Consider the following 18,079-nt stretch of genomic DNA (forward strand, 5'->3'; position numbering starts at 1 on the left):
TTAAGAAAAATTTTATGTTTACCCCATTTTTTATTTTAAAAGTTTTTCCTATCCTATAAATGAGTTACATCAAGAAGGAGATTAAAAATGATAAAGTCATAGATGAAAATGTAAAGTTAGGGGATTCTACATGCATACAGGAGTTTTGATGAGTTATTTGTATACTTATTTCTTTACTATTATTTTTTGTGTTGTGTTTCAAATTGGATTTTATTTTAAAGCGAAAAGAAATATATCTATTGAGCATTTTCTATGGGTATATGTTTTTCTATTCTACCTTTCGCTAGTGTATGGGGTGACGCAGATCGCAACTGTATGGGATATAAGTAGATATGAAACGTGGATTCGTGTCAGTCAAATTAACTTGACTCTATTTGATACGGCAGGTAGTACTACGTATCTTTTGAACATTGTACTGTTTATGCCGTTCGGTTTTTTATTACCGACTATTTGGCCACAGTTTAGAAAAATGAAAAACACCGTATGTGCGGGATTCTTTTTTTCATTGGCAATTGAGTTAAATCAATTATTAAATAATAGAATTACAGATATTGATGATCTATTTACGAATACCCTCGGGGCAATTGTTGGGTATGTAATATATAGAGTTTTATTTAAAATGTTTAAAATGATATGTAAAAGAGAGGGGAAAAAGCTTGATACGAACTCTTCTTTAGTCATAAAATACGAAGCTATTTTTTGTTTAGTTTGTTCATTTGTAGGTGCGATGTTAATTTATTATCCTGGAGACCTGTAAGCTTCCAATGAGATACGATCTCGTTTATAAAATGAGTCTAGTATTTTTTCCAATGAGCACAAGATTCTCTTTATACGTTATTAAGTTATTCAGCGGACTTTAAAATTATCAGCAATAATACTGGTGAGATTGGATTAAAGGCTGACAGTTTCTATCCAAGCTTTTCATTTATGTATGATGCGCAAGAATTATTTATTATTGGCGGGGAAGAAAAGTGGTCAGATATCCATTATATAAAAAGATTTTTCCATCTTGAGCAGATTACAGATGAGCTAACTATTGATGTAAGAAAATGAATTTGATGATGATGTGTGTTTTAATTATATAAGTTTTGGATCTAAGGAATTAAAGTTAGTTGAGCAACTTTGTGTAGGTGAAGGATTATTTGTATGTCACACTAAAGACCGAAAGTGATAAGGTGCTGTATAAATAACTAATTTGGATGACTTGAATGTATAAACTAAAAAATTTTCCTTTATGGAGAGTTTTTTATTACAAAGAAAAGACACCCATATAAGAGTGTCTTTTCCGATAGTTTGTTTAGCAGAAGCAAGAAGCTCCAACTATGATTAATAAAATAAACAATACTACTAATAAAGCAAAGCCGCCAGAAAATCCACAGCCGCCACAACTACCACCAAATCCCATAATAGTTCCTCCTTTAATAAGAGGGGAAAACAAGGGGTCACTCATGTATTTTAACGGATTCAATTTACTTTATGTTTTTTACGCAATAATTGAGCAGGTCCTTTTGAAAATAAAAAAAAGACACATTAAGGTGCCTTTCTCCGACTGGATAACCGCATTTCGAAACTGGTGGATAACTTGCAAATAGTATGTATGCTTCGATTTATTTACAGATACCTAAGATTTATACATTCTTCATATAAGTCAGTACTTTTGATTACTAAACGTTCAATCATCATAAGGTTTAGTTTATTGTTACCAACCACTCGCTCCAACATCCGCCTTCAACCACTTCACCCAATCCGAATCTTCTATTTTAAGCAAACTGAGCGAAACACCTTTCATATCTAAAGAAGTGAGAAGGGTACCAACCTTTACGAACTTCACATGTAAGCCTTCCAGCTCACATAAACGGCGAATATCGTTTGTGAAAATGTATTGTTCCATTAATGGTGTCGCACCGAGTCCGTTAATGAGGATGGCGAAGTTGTCACCTTTTCTCCAGCGATAAATGCTTTTTAGTTTGTTCATAAGTTCGATTGCTAATATTTCAGAAGAGGATAGTGCTTCTTTGCGGTAACCTTTTTCGCCATGAATACCAACGCCGTAAAAGACTTCATCGTCGTTTAATGTGAATGAAGCTTTTCCTTGTACTGGATCGTTTGCAGGTGAAAGGGCGACTCCTAATGTGTGTAAGTTTTGGATGACAGAATGGCCAAGTGCTGTTAGTTCTTCTAAAGAATGACCGCTCTCAGCGGCCGCGCCTACTATTTTTTGAATGAAAACAGTACCAGCGACGCCGCGTCTTCTTTTATTAAAAGAAGCATCATCTTCAATTGAAACGTCGTCATTTACGATGATGTGGTCAATTTGTCTTCCTTCTTCTTTTGCGATTTGTTCTGCCGCTAAAAAGTTTTCTACGTCATCTTTAAAGTTTTTTATGATGAATAAAATACTTTTATCTTTTGGCATTAAGCGAGTTGCCGCCACAATTTGTTCCACTGTAGGCGGAGTGAAAATACTGCCGTTTACGGCCGCCGTAAGCATGCCTTTTCCTACATAACCAATATCAGCTGGTTCATGTCCGCTACCACCGCCGCTTATGATAACAACGTTTTGCTCCATTTCTGCGATATCTTTTACATAAATGATGTTATGTGTTTCGTCGTAATTTACTTTGTCGTTATGTTCAAAATAAAAGCCATGCAGCATATCTTGAACAATATTTTCTACATCATTCATAATCTTTTTCATTGCTTTTGCCACCCTTTAATTACTTTGCTGATTGCTCCAGTAATAGTAGTAATTGATTGTTTATCATATTTTTCATGAGAGAAGACATAATGGACGGATCTACTTCACATTTACCTTCAATCCAATCTTTTATCGTCCCAACGAAGCCGTGACTATAAAAAGAGGCAATCGTATTTTTTGTCTCATCAGAAAGGCTGAATCCACAGCTCATCGATAGTTCATCAATAATCTTCATATATAAGTTTTTCGTATGCTCAAATAAATAGTGATTAAACGAGTTTTGCTCAATGACTTTAAAAGCATTTCGGTAAAATTTTTGATTTTCATAAAAGTAATCAAATAATAAATCGAAAATGTTTTCCCATGTTTCATAATCAAGAAAGTCTATAATGTTTTCTTTCGTTTCTTCTCTATAAATCCAGCTTAATAGTTCAAATTTATCTTTAAAATGATAATAAAAAGTTTGCCTACGCATTTGACAGTGTAACATAATATCGCTCACTGATATTTTATGAAACGACTCTGTTTCCATTAAATACTTCAATGAATTCGCGATTATCTTTTTAGAAATTATAGAAGAGGTCATCTGAATCATCCCTAGAATGTTAGTAATATGAAAATCCTACCTACAAATGAGAGCGGTGTCTTTAGACAGATTGTCCATTTTGTCCGTTTACTATAAAACGCTTTCATTTTAACATGAGTAGTAAGAAGAGGATTTCAAATATATCACAATATATTAAAGGAATTGAGGGAGAAGCACAATGAAAAAGATTATAAACAAACCAGAAACGTTAGTAATGGAAATGTGCAACGGAATGGTTATGGCTCACCCAGAGCTTGAGTTTTTGAAAAAATATAAAGTGATTAAAAAGAAAGAAATGAATGAAAATAAAGTAACGTTAATTAGTGGCGGTGGTAGTGGTCATGAGCCAGCGCATGCAGGACTAGTCGGAAAAGGAATGTTAGATGCAGCAGTGTGCGGAGATGTGTTTGCTTCGCCTTCACAAATTCAGGTATACCAAGCGATTAAAGAGACAGCTAGTAAAAAAGGTACGTTATTAATTATTAAAAATTATAGCGGCGATATTATGAATTTCAAAAACGGTGCACATTTAGCGACTGAAGATGGAATTGAAGTCGACTACGTAAAAGTAGACGATGATATTGCGGTAGAAGATAGTTTGTATACAGTAGGACGCCGCGGCGTTGCGGGAGTTATTTTAGTGCATAAAATTGCCGGCGCAGCAGCGGAAGAAGGAATGGATTTAGGAGCGGTGAAAGCTGTAGCGGAAAAAGCAGCGGCTAACGTGCGTACAATCGGTTTAGCGTTAACTTCTTGTACAGTTCCAGCAAGCGGATCACCTACTTTTACACTTGAAGAAGATGAAATGGAATACGGCGTAGGTATTCACGGTGAACCAGGTATTAAACGTGAAAAAACGATGTCAGCAGATGAATTAGCTAACCGTATGACAAATGATTTAATAAAAGATTTAGGAGTAAAAGATGGTGAGGAAATCGCACTTCTAGTAAATGGTTTTGGCGGCACACCACTGCAAGAACTATACTTATTTAACAACGCAGTTACGAGAGAATTAGCTGCTAGAAACATTAAAATTAATAGAGTATTCGTCGGTAATTATATGACGAGTATCGATATGGCTGGTATGTCTTTAACAGTGATGAAGTTAGATGACGAGTTAAAAACGTTGTTATCGAAAGAGTGTAATACACCAGCGTTTAAAGTAGATGGACCAGTTCAAAGTGTAGAGTACGTGAATGTGCTTGAAGATGTAGAAGAGAAGGAAGTTTCCTTCGAAATAGAAACAGCGGAAGAGCACGCTGTTATTAAAGATAATGTCATTACATTAAATAACATGATTTATCTCGTTGATAAAATGAGTGACATTATTATTAAAAATGAAGTACCGTTCTGTGAGTTAGATACACATGCAGGTGACGGCGACTTTGGAATGAGTGTTGCGAAAGGATTTAAGCAATTAAAACGTGAGTGGCATTCTATTGTAGATCAAGATAACGTAACGATCGGATCATTCCTTGACGGTTGTTCAATGATTATTATGGAACATTGCGGCGGCGCTTCTGGTCCAATTTGGGGCGGAGCATTCCGCGCAGCTAGTAAAGCAGCAGGCGAAAAACGTGAGTTAGCAGCCAAAGAGTTCGCTGAAATATTGCAAGCGGCACTTCACGGCATACAATCTATCGGTGAAAGATCGTTCGGTAGAGGAGCGGTAGTTGGTGATAAAACACTTGTTGATGCACTTGCTCCATGTGTAGATTCTTGGATTGACAGTGCTTCAAACGGCACAGACGTGAAAACTGCCTTCGAAAAAGGTGCAGAAGCAGCGGTTAAAGGAGCAGAGTATACGAAAGAAATCGTAGCTCGCATGGGCCGCGCCGGTACAGTTGGTGAAAGAAGTTTAGGCTATCCTGATGCAGGTGCGCATGCACTTGGGGTGATCTTCACGGAGATTGCGGGTAGTTTGAAATAGAAATTAAAAGATCCCCTCTGCCTTAAGGTGGAGGGGATCTTTAATTATAACCATCATTCTTCCAGTGAAAAAATTTATCCCGCGTTAACGGACAGTAAAACTCCCACCTCAAAATTTAGTTGGAGCAAAGAAGTTAGGTGGGAGATCAACTGTCCGTAAACGTCCGATTGGTTCAACTAATAATCAGTGGGGGATGAACAAAATCCCCACTGATTAAAGTTTCACTTTATTTGTTAGCCAATCTAGAAGCTGCTTCTTCAACTTCTTTATATGCATTTTGTAATACTTCATTTGGATCTAGTACTGCTGTTCCTTGTGCACGAACGATTTGATAATCTTCAATACCTAGGAAATTAAACATTGCTTTTAAATATTTATGAGAGTATTCCACTTCTGTATACCAATCATCATTTGTATAGATTCCTCCACTTGCTTGTATAACAAGCATTCTTCTTCCATCTTTAAGTAATCCCACTGATCCAGTTTCAGTATATTTAAATGTTTCACGTGCAATCATGATATTGTCCATGTAATCTTTTAACTTTGATGGAATATTAAAGTTGTGCAAAGGTAATACGATAACATACGTATTTGCACTTTTAAATTGTTGTAAAATTTCGGACATACGCTCTGTTACTTTTTGTTCTTCAGCAGTTAACTTCTGTCCATTTCCTTGCTTTTCCCATGCGCTTAAAACAGTTTTATCTATCATTGGTACTACATCATCGTATAAATTAATCTGTTCAATCGTTTCATTATTAGGAATTAATTCTTTATAAGATACTAAAAAGTGGTTAAGAACCTTAATGCTGACTGATGATGTATCATCCACTTTCGGATGTGCGTTTATGATAAGTGTTTTGTTCATTTGTATTTCCCCTTTTTAAAAGTTTTTACGTTTTAATTATCGACCAAATTAATCGTCGATTAGTTTGGTCTTTAATATAAACTCTGAAATTATTTTTGTCAAATGAAATACATACTATTCTAAAAGAGCCTTTTTTTATTTGACTAAAATTCTAAATGGTCCTAAGATACAATTTGATAACCCTTAAAATAAAAAGCAGGTGATTTGTATATGCAATATAGTGTTGGGGTTGAATATGCCTTGCATTGCCTAGTTTATTTAATTAATACTCCTTCCAAGGAAAGTGTTGGAATAAAAGATTTGGCAGAGTTTCAAGGACTTTCTGAAACATTTCTTTCAAAAGTTTTCGGTAAATTATCTAAAGCTGACATTGTGAATTCTGTCCCAGGTGTAAAGGGAGGATATAGGTTAGCTAAGTCTCCAGAAGATATCTCTTTTTGGGATGTAATAGAAGCTGTCGAAGGTCCAAAAACTATTTTTCAATGTAAAAATATTGTGCAGAATGGCCTACTATATCGAGACGAGGCTTGTAATTCTTGTGAACCTAGCAATTCTTCTTGTACAATTAACTTAGTAATGCTTGAAGCAGAAGAACACATGCGTGAGTTTCTCCGTAAAAAGACTCTTGCATGGTTAGATAAAGAACTTGACATTGTTTTACCTGAAAAAATAAGGGTAGATACTCGTGAATACTTCAAACAAAAAAACTCTAACTAAATCGCCATGACGAATTAGTTAGAGTTTTTTTGTTTTTTAATATTAATTCCATCATGTGAGTACTTCATCATAAATTCCTTCTTTAAATATCACATTTAATTAACTCATAAAGTTTCAAATTGATTAACATTAAAACTCTAAAAAATACAATTTTATTTTCGTAAAAAGTAAATGAATTTATGTTTTTAGATATTTTAAACATAGTGAAAATCGCCTTTGAAAAAGGAGCAGAGTATACGAAAGAAATCGTAGCTCGTATGGGCCGCGCTGGTACAGTTGGTGAAAGAAGCTTAGGCTATCCAGATGCAGGTGCACATGCGCTTGGGGTTATCTTTACGGAGATTGCGGGTAGTTTGAAATAAAAATTAGAAGATCCCCTCTGCCTTATGGTGGAGGTTTTTTTTATAGTTGAATGATATTATATAACCTTCTCTAATTTGATATTAGTTCTGTTGTAAATGGAATCCTTCATGTTAAATTTACAGGCGATTATGTAGTAGGGGAACGCCCGTTACGTGGAAAACTTGAAATCGAAGTAGTTGGTGGATCAGTTTTTTCTAATCCTACGAATCCTGGCCTTGTTGTTGCAAATCCCTCCATGGTATTTCATTATGGTGATTTTGTAGTTTTAAAAGGAAAATGAGAAAAAAATATAGATTTAGAACGATAAAAGGAAACGAGAAAGACATTTTCTTTTAAGAAAATGTCTTCCTTAATTAATAAAACAACTTTGGATCTGTATCTTTATTTTGAACTGCGTTTTCACTAATTTCAGTACTTGTAGTACAACTTGTCGAAAATAAAATTGGTATACCACATATAGTATCATTCATTACATCACGAAAAACTTTTGCAGCGACTTCTGTGAAAGTTTGACATAGGTTGGAAATATCATCATTAAAAAACTGAATTACTTCTGCAGAAAAAACTGGAAAAATAACATTTTCTCCACCTGGTAACTGTGGTTGTACAACAACTCGCTCAAAATACAAGTTGTTTTCTAACGCTACTTGAAACAAATGTGCAATTTCAAAAGCGTCTAAAGGACAAGGAATTGGATTTACAATTCCATCTCCACTAACACTAACAACAATAGTTACATTTACATTACCAAATTGTACTGTAGGTTTAAGAAGTGTAGCTAACGCAATCGCTTTTTCAACATCCGCAGTTTGTACTAAAATAATAAAATTTCCATCAGTCGGTATTAGCGGACCTACTGTTACAGTTGGATCAGCTCCTATTGAATTTCTGAGTTCATTAAAATATGTGATCCATGGCGGCGAAAGTTGAGGTTGTACATGCTCGTCCATTCTTTTTCCACCTCCTTATGCAATTCTTAATACTATAATATGAAAAAAAACGAATAAAGCATTAGACATATTTATTATTTTTTATAATGGGGTACCGCCACACATCTATCAACTTAAGCAATACAAACACCCCATGCCCATCAAGCTAATGTTTTTAATTCCTCCTATAACAAAAACTATCACCTCTCAGAAATAAAAGAGGAGCAGAGTATACGAAAGAAATCGTAGCTCGCATGGGCCGCGCTGGTACAGTTGGTGAAAGAAGCTTAGGCTATCCAGATGCAGGTGCGCATGCGCTTGGGGTTATCTTTACGGAGATTGCGGGTAGTCTGAAATAGGAATTAGAAAGTCCCTCTGCCTTAGGGCGGAGGGACTTTTATATATTCTTCATTTGTATCTATATCAAATTTTTCATTGCTTTTTGCTTATTTGAGACTTAGTTTTTTTGTGATTGCAGCTTATCGATTTTCCAGTGTGCTCCTAGAGATTCTAAAGAGCTTTCAATATAAAACATATATTCATCTGCGGTACTGGTTACTTCAAAAGCTATTTTTAATTCTACCGTTTCATTTGGTTTAACTTGTATATCAGAAGGGTTTTGGTCAAGCACCTTGCCTTCATAGGCCTTTCCGTCTTTTTCATCTTTTAAGTTATATTTTAATTCTGATAGTCCAATCATTTGACCTCGTACATTTTTTACAGAGACATTAACAACGACGGAATCGTTGTTAGCATTTAAATATGCACTTTGAACGGTGGCCAAGTAATAGCCTCCTTTAACACTCTCACCAACTAATAAAATACCTTGTTCTAAGCGGCTCATATCTTCTTTTTCTTCAAAATTTATTAATTCTTCATTTTCATTTTTTGCGGTTGGTTCTTCTATTGGACCATTTTCAACGGCACTATCTTTTTTATCTTGTGTACAAGCAGCCGTAACACTGGCTAATACTAGAATTAAAGTAAGTAATATGAATAATTTCCTCATAAAATTTATCTGTCTCCTTAAGTTTCTCAATTTTGTGCAACTATACATATTATAAAGAGATTCTATTAAGATTAACATAATGTCTCATTATTGGCTCAAAATAGGGGGTCTTTTAGACACCTTATTCTTGTTTTTTATTAATATGATTGGTGTATTTACTCTAGTTGTAGCGAAATCGTCCGTTGTTATCATTCCTACTGTATCATTAATAAACATCTGCATAATATGTAATTAGTATTATTTTATTCTTTAAATATCTCCGGTTTTTCAACTCTAAATGATTGCACCTCACCGCACTCTAAACAAAATGTGGTTAATAGTTTGGAACGTTTCCCTCCTGAAAAGAATCTACTAGATTCATCCTCACAAACATATGCATGATAAGCAGATCCAACCCTTCCTTCTTTAAATGTAGTAGAACCACAATTCTCGCATCGTTTATTTTTCATGTTACTAACATCTCATTTGATTGATATTTATTTTTCTGTGTTTTTAAGATAGAAGTAAAGCAACTTGGTTATAAATGATGTTTTCGACATGATACAACATAGCCCTTTATATATTCGTAAGTAAAACAACATAATACCCCTATAATTCTCTATAACAATATGATTTTCTATATATCATTTAATGTTTATCGGAAAAATAAGTATTAAAGTATTGAGTTTTATTATTCTGATGATTATAATAAATAAAAAACAAACAATTCTTATGTTGAGAAGTGGAGGGACGGGCCCTATGAAACTTCGGCAACCTCGTTTTAGACGAAAGGTGCCAAATCCTGCAGGTGAAAAAACCTGAAAGATAAGAGCGGTTCACTTAGTCAAGAAGGCTACTCTTATTTCGTTAAGAGTAGCTTTTTTTATGGCTAAAAGTTAAAGGGGGAATAGGTAGTGGAGTATGGTTTTTGGTTGCCGATTTTTGGGGGATGGCTTCGAAATGTAGATGATGAATCTATGCCACCTACGTTTGAGTATGCAAAACAAACAGCGCAAGCGGCAGAACAATTAGGTTTTTCAACAACACTTATTGCGGAATTAAATTTAAATGATATAAAAGGTGTTTCAGCACCAAGTTTAGAAGCGTGGACAACTGCGGCAGCACTTGCAGCAGTAACGGATAAATTAGAGATTATGACAGCTGTAAGACCTGGCTTCCACAATCCAGCAGTTACAGCGAAAATGGCAGCAAATATCGATCAATTAAGTAATGGCCGTTTTACATTGAATGTAGTTTCAGCATGGTGGGAAGAAGAAGCGAGACAGTATGGCGGAGTATTTACCGCACATGATGAAAGGTATGATCGCACAGAGGAATTTGTAACAATTTTGAAGGAACTTTGGAAAGAAGAAGAGTTTTCTTATAAAGGGAACTTTTATGAGCTTCATCATACGCATTTAAGTCCAAAACCTGTGCAGAAACAAGGCATTAAGATCTATGCAGGTGGTGAGAGTGAGCGAGGAAAAGAAGTAATTGTAAATCACGCGGATGCATATGTAATGCATGGCGGAACAGTGGAAGAAGTATTTGTAAAAATAGAAGATATGAAGAATCGTAGAAAGAAAGTCACAGAGGAGCCATTGCAGTCATTCGGGCTCGCGGCTTACGTCATTTGTCGTGATACAGAAGAAGAGGCGTTAGAGGAATGGAGACGCATAACGGATGTGAAAGACGATGCTTTAGGTTACGCGGGTTATCAAGACTTTATTAGTAAATCGCATTTGGAACAGCAAGTGAAGCTCAATGATTATTCCGTATCTAATCGCGGGTTACGTCCTAATTTAATCGGAACACCAGAACAAATTGCAGAAAGGATACTTGCTTTTGAAAAAGTGGGTGTTACGTTATTACTTTTACAATTTTCACCGCAGCTTGAAGAGATGAAACGATTTTCTGAAAAAGTGATGCCGTTAGTTGAAGCAAAAAGAAAGGAATTGATTACAAATGAGTAAAATTTACATATTACATGAGAATAAGGAATGGACGGATCATTTGGTGAAAAGATTGGAAGAACTGGAGTTACCTTATGAGGAGTGGTTTTTAGATGAAGGAACTGTTTCGTTAGAACAAGAACCTCCCCAAGGTGTTTTTTATAGCCGTATGAGTGCCTCTTCACATACGAGAGGGCATCGATATGCACCTGAATTGACTGAAGGGGTTCTTGCTTGGCTAGAGGGATACGGACGAACAGTATTTAATGGGTCTCGTGCATTACGCCTTGAAGTAAGTAAATTGAATCAATATGCAGCATTAAGAAATTTTGGGATACAAGTGCCGAAAACAATTGGTACTGTTGGCCGTGATAATATAGTAAAAGCAGCAAGGGAGTTAGGGGAAGTACCGTTCATTACAAAGCATAACCGTGCAGGTAAAGGCCTTGGTGTTCAACTGTTTCATTCCATTGATGCTTTAGAACAATATTTGGATGGTCCGACACTTGAAGAACCTATTGATGGAATTACTTTAATCCAGCAATATATTGAAGCGCCAGAACCATATATTACACGTTGTGAGTTTGTAGGCGGTCAGTTTGTATATGCAGTTAAAGTAGATACATCAGAAGGATTTGAGCTTTGCCCGGCAGATGCATGCTCGATTCAAGATGCTTTTTGCCCAGTAGGAGAAGAGAGTAAGAAAGAGTCGTCAACAAAATTTGAAATTATATCGGACTTCCAAGAGCCAATTATTGAACAGTACAAAGAATTTTTGAAAGAAAATGAAATTACCGTTGCTGGTATTGAATTTATTCGCAGTTCGGATGGAACAATTTATACGTATGATATTAATACAAACACAAACTATAATTCTGACGCAGAGTCTGTAGCTAATCAATTTGGTATGCTTGAGCTTGCTAAATTCCTTGGAATAGAATTAGAACAACAAGTAGAATCAGTTAAATAATATTGATTAAAAAATAAGGTTTTGGTGCAAACCTTTGCTAAATTAATAGTATCAGTATGTCCAAGTTTAAGAGCGTACTTACAAGGTTTTTAGAGTTTTTGCACCAGCAAAAAAAGTATCAGTTTATATTAAAAAACAGCCCAAGTTCGAATAAGGAACTTGGGCTGTTTTTATGTTTGTATTTTTTATCCTACGTATCCCACCCTGCACAAAAAAATATTTCTCAACATTTAATTGTTGAAAAACATTGAATATTCTCTATAAAGAGAATATTATGTTGCTATCGGCAAAAAAAACAATAATTCGCAGACACTGGGGAGGAAATGCATTGAAAAAGAATAAGAAGTTAAAACCATTATCAGTTTTAGCAACAGCGGCAGTACTAAGTAGTAGTTTTGCTTTTGGAAGTCATGCGGCGTATGCTGATTCGCCATCATCTCTACCAATAGATGAGCATTTAATACCGGAGGAGCGTTTGGCAGAAGCGCTAAAACAAAGGGGCGTAATTGATCAATCTGCATCACAAGCTGAGACGTCAAAGGCTGTCGAGAAATATGTTGAGAAAAAGAAAGGGGAAAACCCTGGTAAAGAAATCTTGACAGGAGATAGTCTTACGCAAGAAGCTTCTGATTTTATGAAAAAAGTAAAAGATGCAAAAATGAAGGAAAATGAACAGGCGCAGCAGCCAACAGTAGGGCCAGTAGCTGGACAAGGTGCAGGATTGAATTCTAGTAAATTAAATGGAAAAGTACCTACTGCACCAGCGAAGCAAGAAGAGTACAACGGTGCTGTTCGAAAAGATAAAGTACTTGTTTTACTTGTAGAATTTAGCGATTTTAAGCATAACAATATTGATCAAGAGCCAGGATACATGTATTCTAAGGACTTCAATCGTGAACATTATCAAAAAATGTTATTTGGTAATGAACCATTTACGTTATTTGATGGATCGAAGATTAATACATTTAAACAATATTATGAAGAACAATCTGGCGGCAGCTACACAGTTGATGGAACTGTAACGGAATGGCTTACTGTTCCAGGGAAAGCTTCGGATTATGGTGCGGATGCAGGTACTGGTCATGATAACAAAGGTCCTTTAGGGCCACGCGATCTTGTGAAAGAAGCATTAAAAGCAGCGGTAGCAAAAGGAATTAATTTAGCTGATTATGACCAATTTGATCAATACGATCAAAATGGTGATGGAAATAAAAACGAGCCAGATGGCATTATTGATCATTTAATGGTTGTACATGCTGGCGTTGGTCAAGAAGCTGGCGGCGGTAAATTGAAAGATGATGCGATTTGGTCTCATCGTTCAAAACTTGGATCAAAACCATATGCGATTGATGGCACAAAATCTTCTGTTTCGAATTGGGGCGGAAAGATGGCTGCATACGATTATACAATCGAGCCTGAAGATGGAGCGGTTGGTGTGTTTGCGCATGAGTATGGCCATGATTTAGGCTTACCAGATGAATACGATACGAAGTACTCAGGACAAGGTGAACCTGTTGAGTCATGGTCTATTATGAGTGGCGGCAGCTGGGCTGGAAAAATTGCAGGAACAGAGCCAACAAGTTTCTCACCACAAAATAAAGAGTTTTTCCAAAAGAATATGAATGGCAACTGGGCGAATATCGTTGAGGTAGATTATGATAAACTTCGCACGGGAGTCGGTGTTGCAACATATTTAGATCAAAGTGTTACAAAATCAAAACGACCAGGAATCGTTCGTGTTAACTTGCCAGACAAAGATATTAAAAATATCGAGTCAGCATTTGGTAAGAAGTTTTATTACAGCACAAAAGGAAATGACATTCATACAACACTTGAGACACCAGTATTTGACTTAACAAATGCAAAGGATGCTAAGTTCGATTATAAGGCATTCTACGAACTTGAAGCGAAGTATGATTTCCTTGACGTATATGCGATTGCAGAAGATGGAACGAAGACACGTATTGATAGAATGGGCGAAAAAGATGTAAAAGGCGGCGTGGATACAACTGATGGTAAGTGGGTTGATAAATCATACGATTTAAGCCAATTTAAAGGGAAAAAAGTAAAACTGCAATTTGAGTATTTAACAGATATTGCAGTAGCTTATAAAGGATTTGCGTTAGATAATGTTGCATTAACTGTAGATGGAAAAGTTGTTTTCTCAGATGATGCAGAAGGTCAGCCAGCAATGACGTTAAAAGGATTTACTGTATCTAACGGATTGGAACAGAAAAAAAATAACTACTATGTAGAGTGGAGAAATTACGCTGGTTCTGACACGGCGTTACAACATGCGCGTGGTCCAGTGTTTAATACAGGAATGGTTGTATGGTATGCGGATCAAAGCTTTACAGATAACTGGGTAGGCGTTCATCCAGGTGAAGGATTCTTAGGAGTAGTAGATTCTCATCCAGAGGCAATCGTAGGAACATTAAACGGACAACCGACTGTGAAGAGCAGTACGCGTTATCAAATTGCCGATGCGGCATTCTCATTTGATCAAGCGCCAGCATGGAGAGTAGACTCGCCAACTCGCGGTATCTTTGACTATAAAGGATTACCAGGAGTTGCAAAATTTGATGATTCTAAGCAGTACATCAACAGCGCTATTCCAGATGCAGGACGTAAGTTGCCGAAATTAGGATTGAAGTTTGAAGTAGTAGGTCAAGCTGAAGACAAATCTGCAGGTGCAGTTTGGATTCATCGATAGAATAAGGTGAAACTATGAGAGCTGTCCATAAGTTGGTGAAACTGACTTATGGACAGCTCTCTTCTTATTGTAGAAATAGGCAGTCTAGGAACCAGTTCATTGGAAAGCAATTCTTTGAAAGCGCAAGAGACTATCGTAAAAAATATATAGACTATCAAATATAGAAATGGAATCAAAACTCTATACTTTCGGAATTTTTTACGCAGGCAAACCATTGACCTATTATCTCGTTATGATGCTTAATAATTTGAGACGCCGATAATATTGTAGAATTATATGTACTATGTCCATTCTTTACAAGAGTAACGTCATACCCTAAGCTGTATGCACGCCGGCATGTTGCATCTATACAAATTTCAGATTGAATTCCTGCTATAACAACTCGTTTTATATTTCTCATTTCCAGCTCTTGTTGAAGACTCGTTTTATGAAAAGAATCCGGATGATTCTTTTCAAGAACGACATCTCCTGTTGCTGGAGCAATTGATTTATGAATTTCCCATCCAGGTGTCCCTTGGCTAAGCAAGGAACCGGACTTCCCGTTAAACTTCATATAAAAAATAGGGGCTGAAGCAGAACGGGCTTTAGAAATCAATAATTGAATAACTTTTAATAATTCCGTTCTATTATATAGGACTTTTTTCTCTTCAAATGAACCTACCTGTACATCAATAATAAGGAATGCTGTACAGCTTTTCATCATAAATACCCTCCTAATACTTGGTTCAAAAATACAAAAGTGAAATATATACAAACTACAATGCTATGCATAGTTAATGTGTCCAAAAGTTCCAAAGAATATTGCATGGAGGTATGAAGTGGATTCCAATAATTGTATCTATTCTTTTTCTAGAATCTGTTATTAAACCTGAAATCAAATATATAATTATTGGTGCAGCTATAATTGCTATTCTAGCCAATGTTGTTGCTGGAACGAAGCGTCTCTTTAAATAAATCGACTTCAAATTAATTTCCAAGACATTCAAAAGTATAAATAATTTAAGTGTCTTGGATATATTTTATCCTTTAAATATTTCTGGTTTTTCAACTCTGAATGATTTTACCTCACCGCACTCTAAACAGAATGTTGTTAATAGTTTAGAACGGCCTCCTGCTTTAAAGAGCGAACTAGACGTATCTTCACAAACATATGCATGATAAGCAAATCCAACTTTCCCCTCTTTAAATTTAGTAGAACCGCAATTATCACATCTCTTATTTTTCATAGTACTAACACCTCTTTAGGTTGATATTTATTTTGGTGTGTTTTTCTATTGTAAAATACATTTCTCCATCTGCTTTACAAATAGAAGCAAATTAACTTGGTTATAAATAGTGTTTTCGACATGATACACCATGTCCCTTTGTAAAACTTTGTGAAATATGCTGCTGAGGGCGGTCTGTATGTCATATTTCCTTTTTATTTATATATTCACAAGTAAAATAGCGCAATATCAGTACGAATCACTATAGTAATATGAATTTTTGCATATTTTGAAATTTATTATATCCTTCGAAAACTTTTAATTGTATAATGTGTTTTGTCATATTCTTTTAGATTTTTCGACAAAAAATAACAAAAAATAGAAGACGTATTGGGAGAAGGCATTATGTACACAAAACTATTAAAATCAATTACATCATTATCACTAATAGGTGGTGCTTTATTATATACAAATGGCAGTGATGTGAAAGCTGCTGAAGCGGGCGTTTTTTCTGATGTGCCTACATCGCATTGGTCGTATCCTGCGATTAAAGATTTAGCGAGCAAAAATATTATTTCAGGTTATGGAAATGGGATATTTGGCTTTGGGGATGTTGCGACGAGGGAGCAAGTTGCAGCTTTAATTTATCGAGTGCTAGTGCCGAATAAGCAAGGCGGTTCGTTTAGTAATGATGGAACTCGTTACGTATTAAAAGATGGCTCTACGTTTAAAAATCCTTACGGTGATATTAATCGAGATTCTACAATGTTTCCAGAAGAGGTATTAACTTTAACGAATTTAGGGGTTTTTAAAGGTGATGAAAATGGCCGATTTAGACCTAAAGCTTCTGTGAGTCGTGCGGAAATGGCACAAATTCTTACAAATGCTTTTCATCTTGCTGCTAAACAAAAACATACATTTAATGATGTTCCAAGTCCATTTTGGGCAGAAAATGCGATTAGTGCGGTGCAATCAAACGGAATCGCAGATGGTACAGGCAACGGGGAATTTGAACCATATGGCACAGTAACACGTGAACAGTATGCACAGTTTTTATATAAAACTTTGAAATATAAAAATACTGATGTAAAGGATACAGAAGACGCAGCATTATTAACAGCATTCAAAAATGAAGTGCAAACACGTATTAATACGTACGAAACGAATATTACACTTCCATATAAAACGAAAAATAGTAATACAGAAGAAGTGATGAATACACTTTTTAACGCGTATAAAGAAGTTGCAAGTAAAAATGAGTATACAAATTATAATAGATCGAATGTTTCATATGGACTTTCTGGATCCCCTGGAAATTATACATTTACGTTAAAGATTACATATCGCGAAACGAAAGAACAAACAGAGTATGTGATGAAACAAGCGAAAGCGATCGTTTCTTCTATTATTCAAACGGGAATGGATGATCATGAAAAAGTGAAGGCAATTCATGATTATGTTGTAAAACATGTTTCTTACGATACGTCTTATAAAGCGTATACAGCATATGAGGCACTCGCGAATCGTTCTGCCGTTTGCCAAGGTTACACACTATTAACCTATCAATTATTAAAAGAAGCTGGAATTGAGAATCATTTTGTAGTAGGAACTGGAGACGGTCAGCCTCATGCTTGGAATTTAGTTAAAATCGATAACAAATGGTACCATCTTGATACAACATTTGATGATCCAGTGCCAGATGTACAAGGCCGCGTAACGTATTCATATTTCAACTTATCTGATGAGCAAATTGCAAGAAATCATGAGTGGAACCGAGGGGACTATCCGCAAGCTACTACAAACTATTATAGTACATTAACAAATAAAATTGCGACAGGTGGTACGAAAGCACCTGCATATCAGCAAATATTGAAAGATACAAAGTTAAATTATTTAGGAAATGAATATATTGCAAATAACTATATTGAATTCAAAAATAAAATGCAGCAACGTTATAGCACAAAGTCAGCAAAGATTGAAATCCTTTATAAACAATCAATGGATGGCGCACTGCAAGATGTGAAAAAAGTAATTGGAGAAATCGGTTATCCGCAAGGAGCGAACCGTGTTTCTTATAAAGCGGAGCCGTATAATGCGAAAGAAGGATATTCTTTAGTGACGATTACGTTTATGTATTGATAATGAAAAAAGCATCTATTG

Annotated in this window: 18 protein-coding genes, 2 pseudogenes and 1 riboswitch; of the genes and pseudogenes, 11 read left to right on the forward strand and 9 right to left on the reverse strand. The window is 35.6% G+C overall.

The genetic code is table 11. The features are described from left to right. Window positions 1-130: 130 nt before the first annotated feature. Both JFU54_RS20970 and JFU54_RS20975 read left to right on the forward strand, forming a co-directional pair. Entirely contained in the window at window positions 131-757 is a 627-nt protein-coding gene (locus JFU54_RS20970; protein ID WP_201066187.1) for a VanZ family protein, read from the forward strand. A 41-nt stretch (window positions 758-798) separates the two neighbouring features. Beyond that, window positions 799-1,053: pseudogene (locus JFU54_RS20975) on the forward strand (hypothetical protein); the annotation flags it as partial. Window positions 1,054-1,297: 244 nt separating this feature from the next. Here JFU54_RS20975 and JFU54_RS20980 read toward each other — a convergent pair. From JFU54_RS20980 to dhaS, 3 genes are all read right to left on the reverse strand, one after another. Continuing rightward, on the reverse strand, window positions 1,298-1,405 hold the full coding sequence (locus JFU54_RS20980) for a YjcZ family sporulation protein (protein WP_000505673.1): 108 nt from the start codon (window positions 1,403-1,405) through the stop codon (window positions 1,298-1,300). A 294-nt stretch (window positions 1,406-1,699) separates the two neighbouring features. Continuing rightward, window positions 1,700-2,698 carry a DhaKLM operon coactivator DhaQ gene (gene dhaQ, locus JFU54_RS20985; protein ID WP_201066189.1) on the reverse strand — a complete coding sequence of 333 codons (999 nt, stop codon included), beginning with the start codon at window positions 2,696-2,698 and terminating at the stop codon, window positions 1,700-1,702. A gap of 19 nt (window positions 2,699-2,717) precedes the next feature. Beyond that, window positions 2,718-3,284: a dihydroxyacetone kinase transcriptional activator DhaS gene (dhaS, locus tag JFU54_RS20990; RefSeq protein ID WP_088038669.1), complete on the reverse strand. Its 567-nt coding sequence runs from the start codon at window positions 3,282-3,284 to the stop codon at window positions 2,718-2,720. Between the two features lie 178 nt (window positions 3,285-3,462). On the opposite strand from dhaS, the gene dhaK reads away from it, so the two are divergent. Continuing rightward, on the forward strand, window positions 3,463-5,214 hold the full coding sequence (gene dhaK, locus JFU54_RS20995) for a dihydroxyacetone kinase subunit DhaK (RefSeq protein ID WP_201066196.1): 1,752 nt from the start codon (window positions 3,463-3,465) through the stop codon (window positions 5,212-5,214). 226 nt (window positions 5,215-5,440) lie between these two features. Here the strand turns inward: dhaK and JFU54_RS21000 are convergent, their stop codons facing one another. Next, window positions 5,441-6,082: an FMN-dependent NADH-azoreductase gene (locus tag JFU54_RS21000; protein ID WP_060750946.1), complete on the reverse strand. Its 642-nt coding sequence runs from the start codon at window positions 6,080-6,082 to the stop codon at window positions 5,441-5,443. Between the two features lie 210 nt (window positions 6,083-6,292). Between JFU54_RS21000 and JFU54_RS21005 the strand changes: the two genes are divergently transcribed. Continuing rightward, a complete protein-coding gene (locus JFU54_RS21005) occupies window positions 6,293-6,799 on the forward strand; it encodes an RrF2 family transcriptional regulator (protein WP_061659488.1) in 507 nt (168 codons plus the stop codon). Between the two features lie 179 nt (window positions 6,800-6,978). Further along, the gene (locus tag JFU54_RS21010; RefSeq protein ID WP_061689902.1) at window positions 6,979-7,161 is read left to right on the forward strand and encodes a DAK2 domain-containing protein; all 183 of its coding nucleotides are present in this window, start codon (window positions 6,979-6,981) and stop codon (window positions 7,159-7,161) included. Window positions 7,162-7,515: 354 nt separating this feature from the next. Here JFU54_RS21010 and JFU54_RS21015 read toward each other — a convergent pair whose 3' ends face one another. Next, on the reverse strand, window positions 7,516-8,112 hold the full coding sequence (locus JFU54_RS21015; RefSeq protein WP_088038675.1) for a hypothetical protein: 597 nt from the start codon (window positions 8,110-8,112) through the stop codon (window positions 7,516-7,518). Between the two features lie 197 nt (window positions 8,113-8,309). Here JFU54_RS21015 and JFU54_RS21020 point away from each other — a divergent pair. Next, window positions 8,310-8,450 (forward strand): annotated as a pseudogene (locus tag JFU54_RS21020) (DAK2 domain-containing protein); the annotation flags it as partial. A 98-nt stretch (window positions 8,451-8,548) separates the two neighbouring features. Here the strand turns inward: JFU54_RS21020 and JFU54_RS21025 are convergent. Both JFU54_RS21025 and JFU54_RS21030 read right to left on the reverse strand, forming a co-directional pair. After that, window positions 8,549-9,100: a DUF4352 domain-containing protein gene (locus JFU54_RS21025; protein WP_061674076.1), complete on the reverse strand. Its 552-nt coding sequence runs from the start codon at window positions 9,098-9,100 to the stop codon at window positions 8,549-8,551. Between the two features lie 242 nt (window positions 9,101-9,342). Then, window positions 9,343-9,549 carry a hypothetical protein gene (locus JFU54_RS21030; protein ID WP_002035364.1) on the reverse strand — a complete coding sequence of 69 codons (207 nt, stop codon included), beginning with the start codon at window positions 9,547-9,549 and terminating at the stop codon, window positions 9,343-9,345. Between the two features lie 257 nt (window positions 9,550-9,806). Then, window positions 9,807-9,911: riboswitch (SAM riboswitch) on the forward strand. A gap of 82 nt (window positions 9,912-9,993) precedes the next feature. On the opposite strand from JFU54_RS21030, the gene JFU54_RS21035 reads away from it, so the two are divergent. From JFU54_RS21035 to JFU54_RS21045, 3 genes are all read left to right on the forward strand, one after another. Then, window positions 9,994-11,052, forward strand: coding sequence for an LLM class flavin-dependent oxidoreductase (locus JFU54_RS21035; protein WP_113769044.1), 1,059 nt, complete (start codon window positions 9,994-9,996; stop codon window positions 11,050-11,052). Continuing rightward, a complete protein-coding gene (locus JFU54_RS21040; protein ID WP_201066198.1) occupies window positions 11,045-12,001 on the forward strand; it encodes an ATP-grasp domain-containing protein in 957 nt (318 codons plus the stop codon). The genes JFU54_RS21035 and JFU54_RS21040 overlap by 8 nt, the downstream gene beginning before the upstream one ends. Before the next feature lie 328 nt (window positions 12,002-12,329). After that, on the forward strand, window positions 12,330-14,714 hold the full coding sequence (locus tag JFU54_RS21045; protein ID WP_201066206.1) for an immune inhibitor A domain-containing protein: 2,385 nt from the start codon (window positions 12,330-12,332) through the stop codon (window positions 14,712-14,714). A gap of 172 nt (window positions 14,715-14,886) precedes the next feature. Here the strand turns inward: JFU54_RS21045 and JFU54_RS21050 are convergent, their stop codons facing one another. Then, window positions 14,887-15,417 carry a cysteine hydrolase family protein gene (locus JFU54_RS21050; protein ID WP_201066208.1) on the reverse strand — a complete coding sequence of 177 codons (531 nt, stop codon included), beginning with the start codon at window positions 15,415-15,417 and terminating at the stop codon, window positions 14,887-14,889. 110 nt (window positions 15,418-15,527) lie between these two features. Between JFU54_RS21050 and JFU54_RS21055 the strand changes: the two genes are divergently transcribed. Continuing rightward, on the forward strand, window positions 15,528-15,668 hold the full coding sequence (locus JFU54_RS21055) for a hypothetical protein (protein ID WP_002011050.1): 141 nt from the start codon (window positions 15,528-15,530) through the stop codon (window positions 15,666-15,668). A 65-nt stretch (window positions 15,669-15,733) separates the two neighbouring features. Here the strand turns inward: JFU54_RS21055 and JFU54_RS21060 are convergent, their stop codons facing one another. Continuing rightward, window positions 15,734-15,940 carry a hypothetical protein gene (locus JFU54_RS21060; protein WP_201066210.1) on the reverse strand — a complete coding sequence of 69 codons (207 nt, stop codon included), beginning with the start codon at window positions 15,938-15,940 and terminating at the stop codon, window positions 15,734-15,736. A gap of 384 nt (window positions 15,941-16,324) precedes the next feature. Here JFU54_RS21060 and JFU54_RS21065 point away from each other — a divergent pair, with 384 nt between their 5' ends. Next, entirely contained in the window at window positions 16,325-18,058 is a 1,734-nt protein-coding gene (locus tag JFU54_RS21065) for an S-layer homology domain-containing protein (RefSeq protein WP_201066224.1), read from the forward strand. The last annotated feature ends 21 nt before the right edge of the window (window positions 18,059-18,079 follow it).

It is taken from the genome of Bacillus sp. TH19, from assembly GCF_016651075.1.
GTDB classification, from domain to species: Bacteria; Bacillota; Bacilli; order Bacillales; family Bacillaceae_G; genus Bacillus_A; species Bacillus_A mycoides.

Bases quoted from the DNA above. Each gene is read 5' to 3' on its own strand.
- dhaQ (WP_201066189.1), bottom strand. From the start codon at position 2,698: ATGAAAAAGATTATGAATGATGTAGAAAATATTGTTCAAGATATGCTG.
- JFU54_RS21050 (WP_201066208.1), bottom strand. From the start codon at position 15,417: ATGATGAAAAGCTGTACAGCATTCCTTATTATTGATGTACAGGTAGGT.
- JFU54_RS21010 (WP_061689902.1), top strand. From the start codon at position 6,979: ATGTTTTTAGATATTTTAAACATAGTGAAAATCGCCTTTGAAAAAGGA.
- JFU54_RS20980 (WP_000505673.1), bottom strand. From the start codon at position 1,405: ATGGGATTTGGTGGTAGTTGTGGCGGCTGTGGATTTTCTGGCGGCTTT.
- JFU54_RS21005 (WP_061659488.1), top strand. From the start codon at position 6,293: ATGCAATATAGTGTTGGGGTTGAATATGCCTTGCATTGCCTAGTTTAT.
- JFU54_RS21025 (WP_061674076.1), bottom strand. From the start codon at position 9,100: ATGAGGAAATTATTCATATTACTTACTTTAATTCTAGTATTAGCCAGT.
- JFU54_RS21055 (WP_002011050.1), top strand. From the start codon at position 15,528: ATGAAGTGGATTCCAATAATTGTATCTATTCTTTTTCTAGAATCTGTT.
- JFU54_RS21040 (WP_201066198.1), top strand. From the start codon at position 11,045: ATGAGTAAAATTTACATATTACATGAGAATAAGGAATGGACGGATCAT.
- JFU54_RS21065 (WP_201066224.1), top strand. From the start codon at position 16,325: ATGTACACAAAACTATTAAAATCAATTACATCATTATCACTAATAGGT.
- JFU54_RS21030 (WP_002035364.1), bottom strand. From the start codon at position 9,549: ATGAAAAATAAACGATGCGAGAATTGTGGTTCTACTACATTTAAAGAA.
- JFU54_RS21015 (WP_088038675.1), bottom strand. From the start codon at position 8,112: ATGGACGAGCATGTACAACCTCAACTTTCGCCGCCATGGATCACATAT.
- dhaK (WP_201066196.1), top strand. From the start codon at position 3,463: ATGAAAAAGATTATAAACAAACCAGAAACGTTAGTAATGGAAATGTGC.
- JFU54_RS20970 (WP_201066187.1), top strand. From the start codon at position 131: ATGCATACAGGAGTTTTGATGAGTTATTTGTATACTTATTTCTTTACT.
- JFU54_RS21060 (WP_201066210.1), bottom strand. From the start codon at position 15,940: ATGAAAAATAAGAGATGTGATAATTGCGGTTCTACTAAATTTAAAGAG.
- JFU54_RS21000 (WP_060750946.1), bottom strand. From the start codon at position 6,082: ATGAACAAAACACTTATCATAAACGCACATCCGAAAGTGGATGATACA.
- dhaS (WP_088038669.1), bottom strand. From the start codon at position 3,284: ATGACCTCTTCTATAATTTCTAAAAAGATAATCGCGAATTCATTGAAG.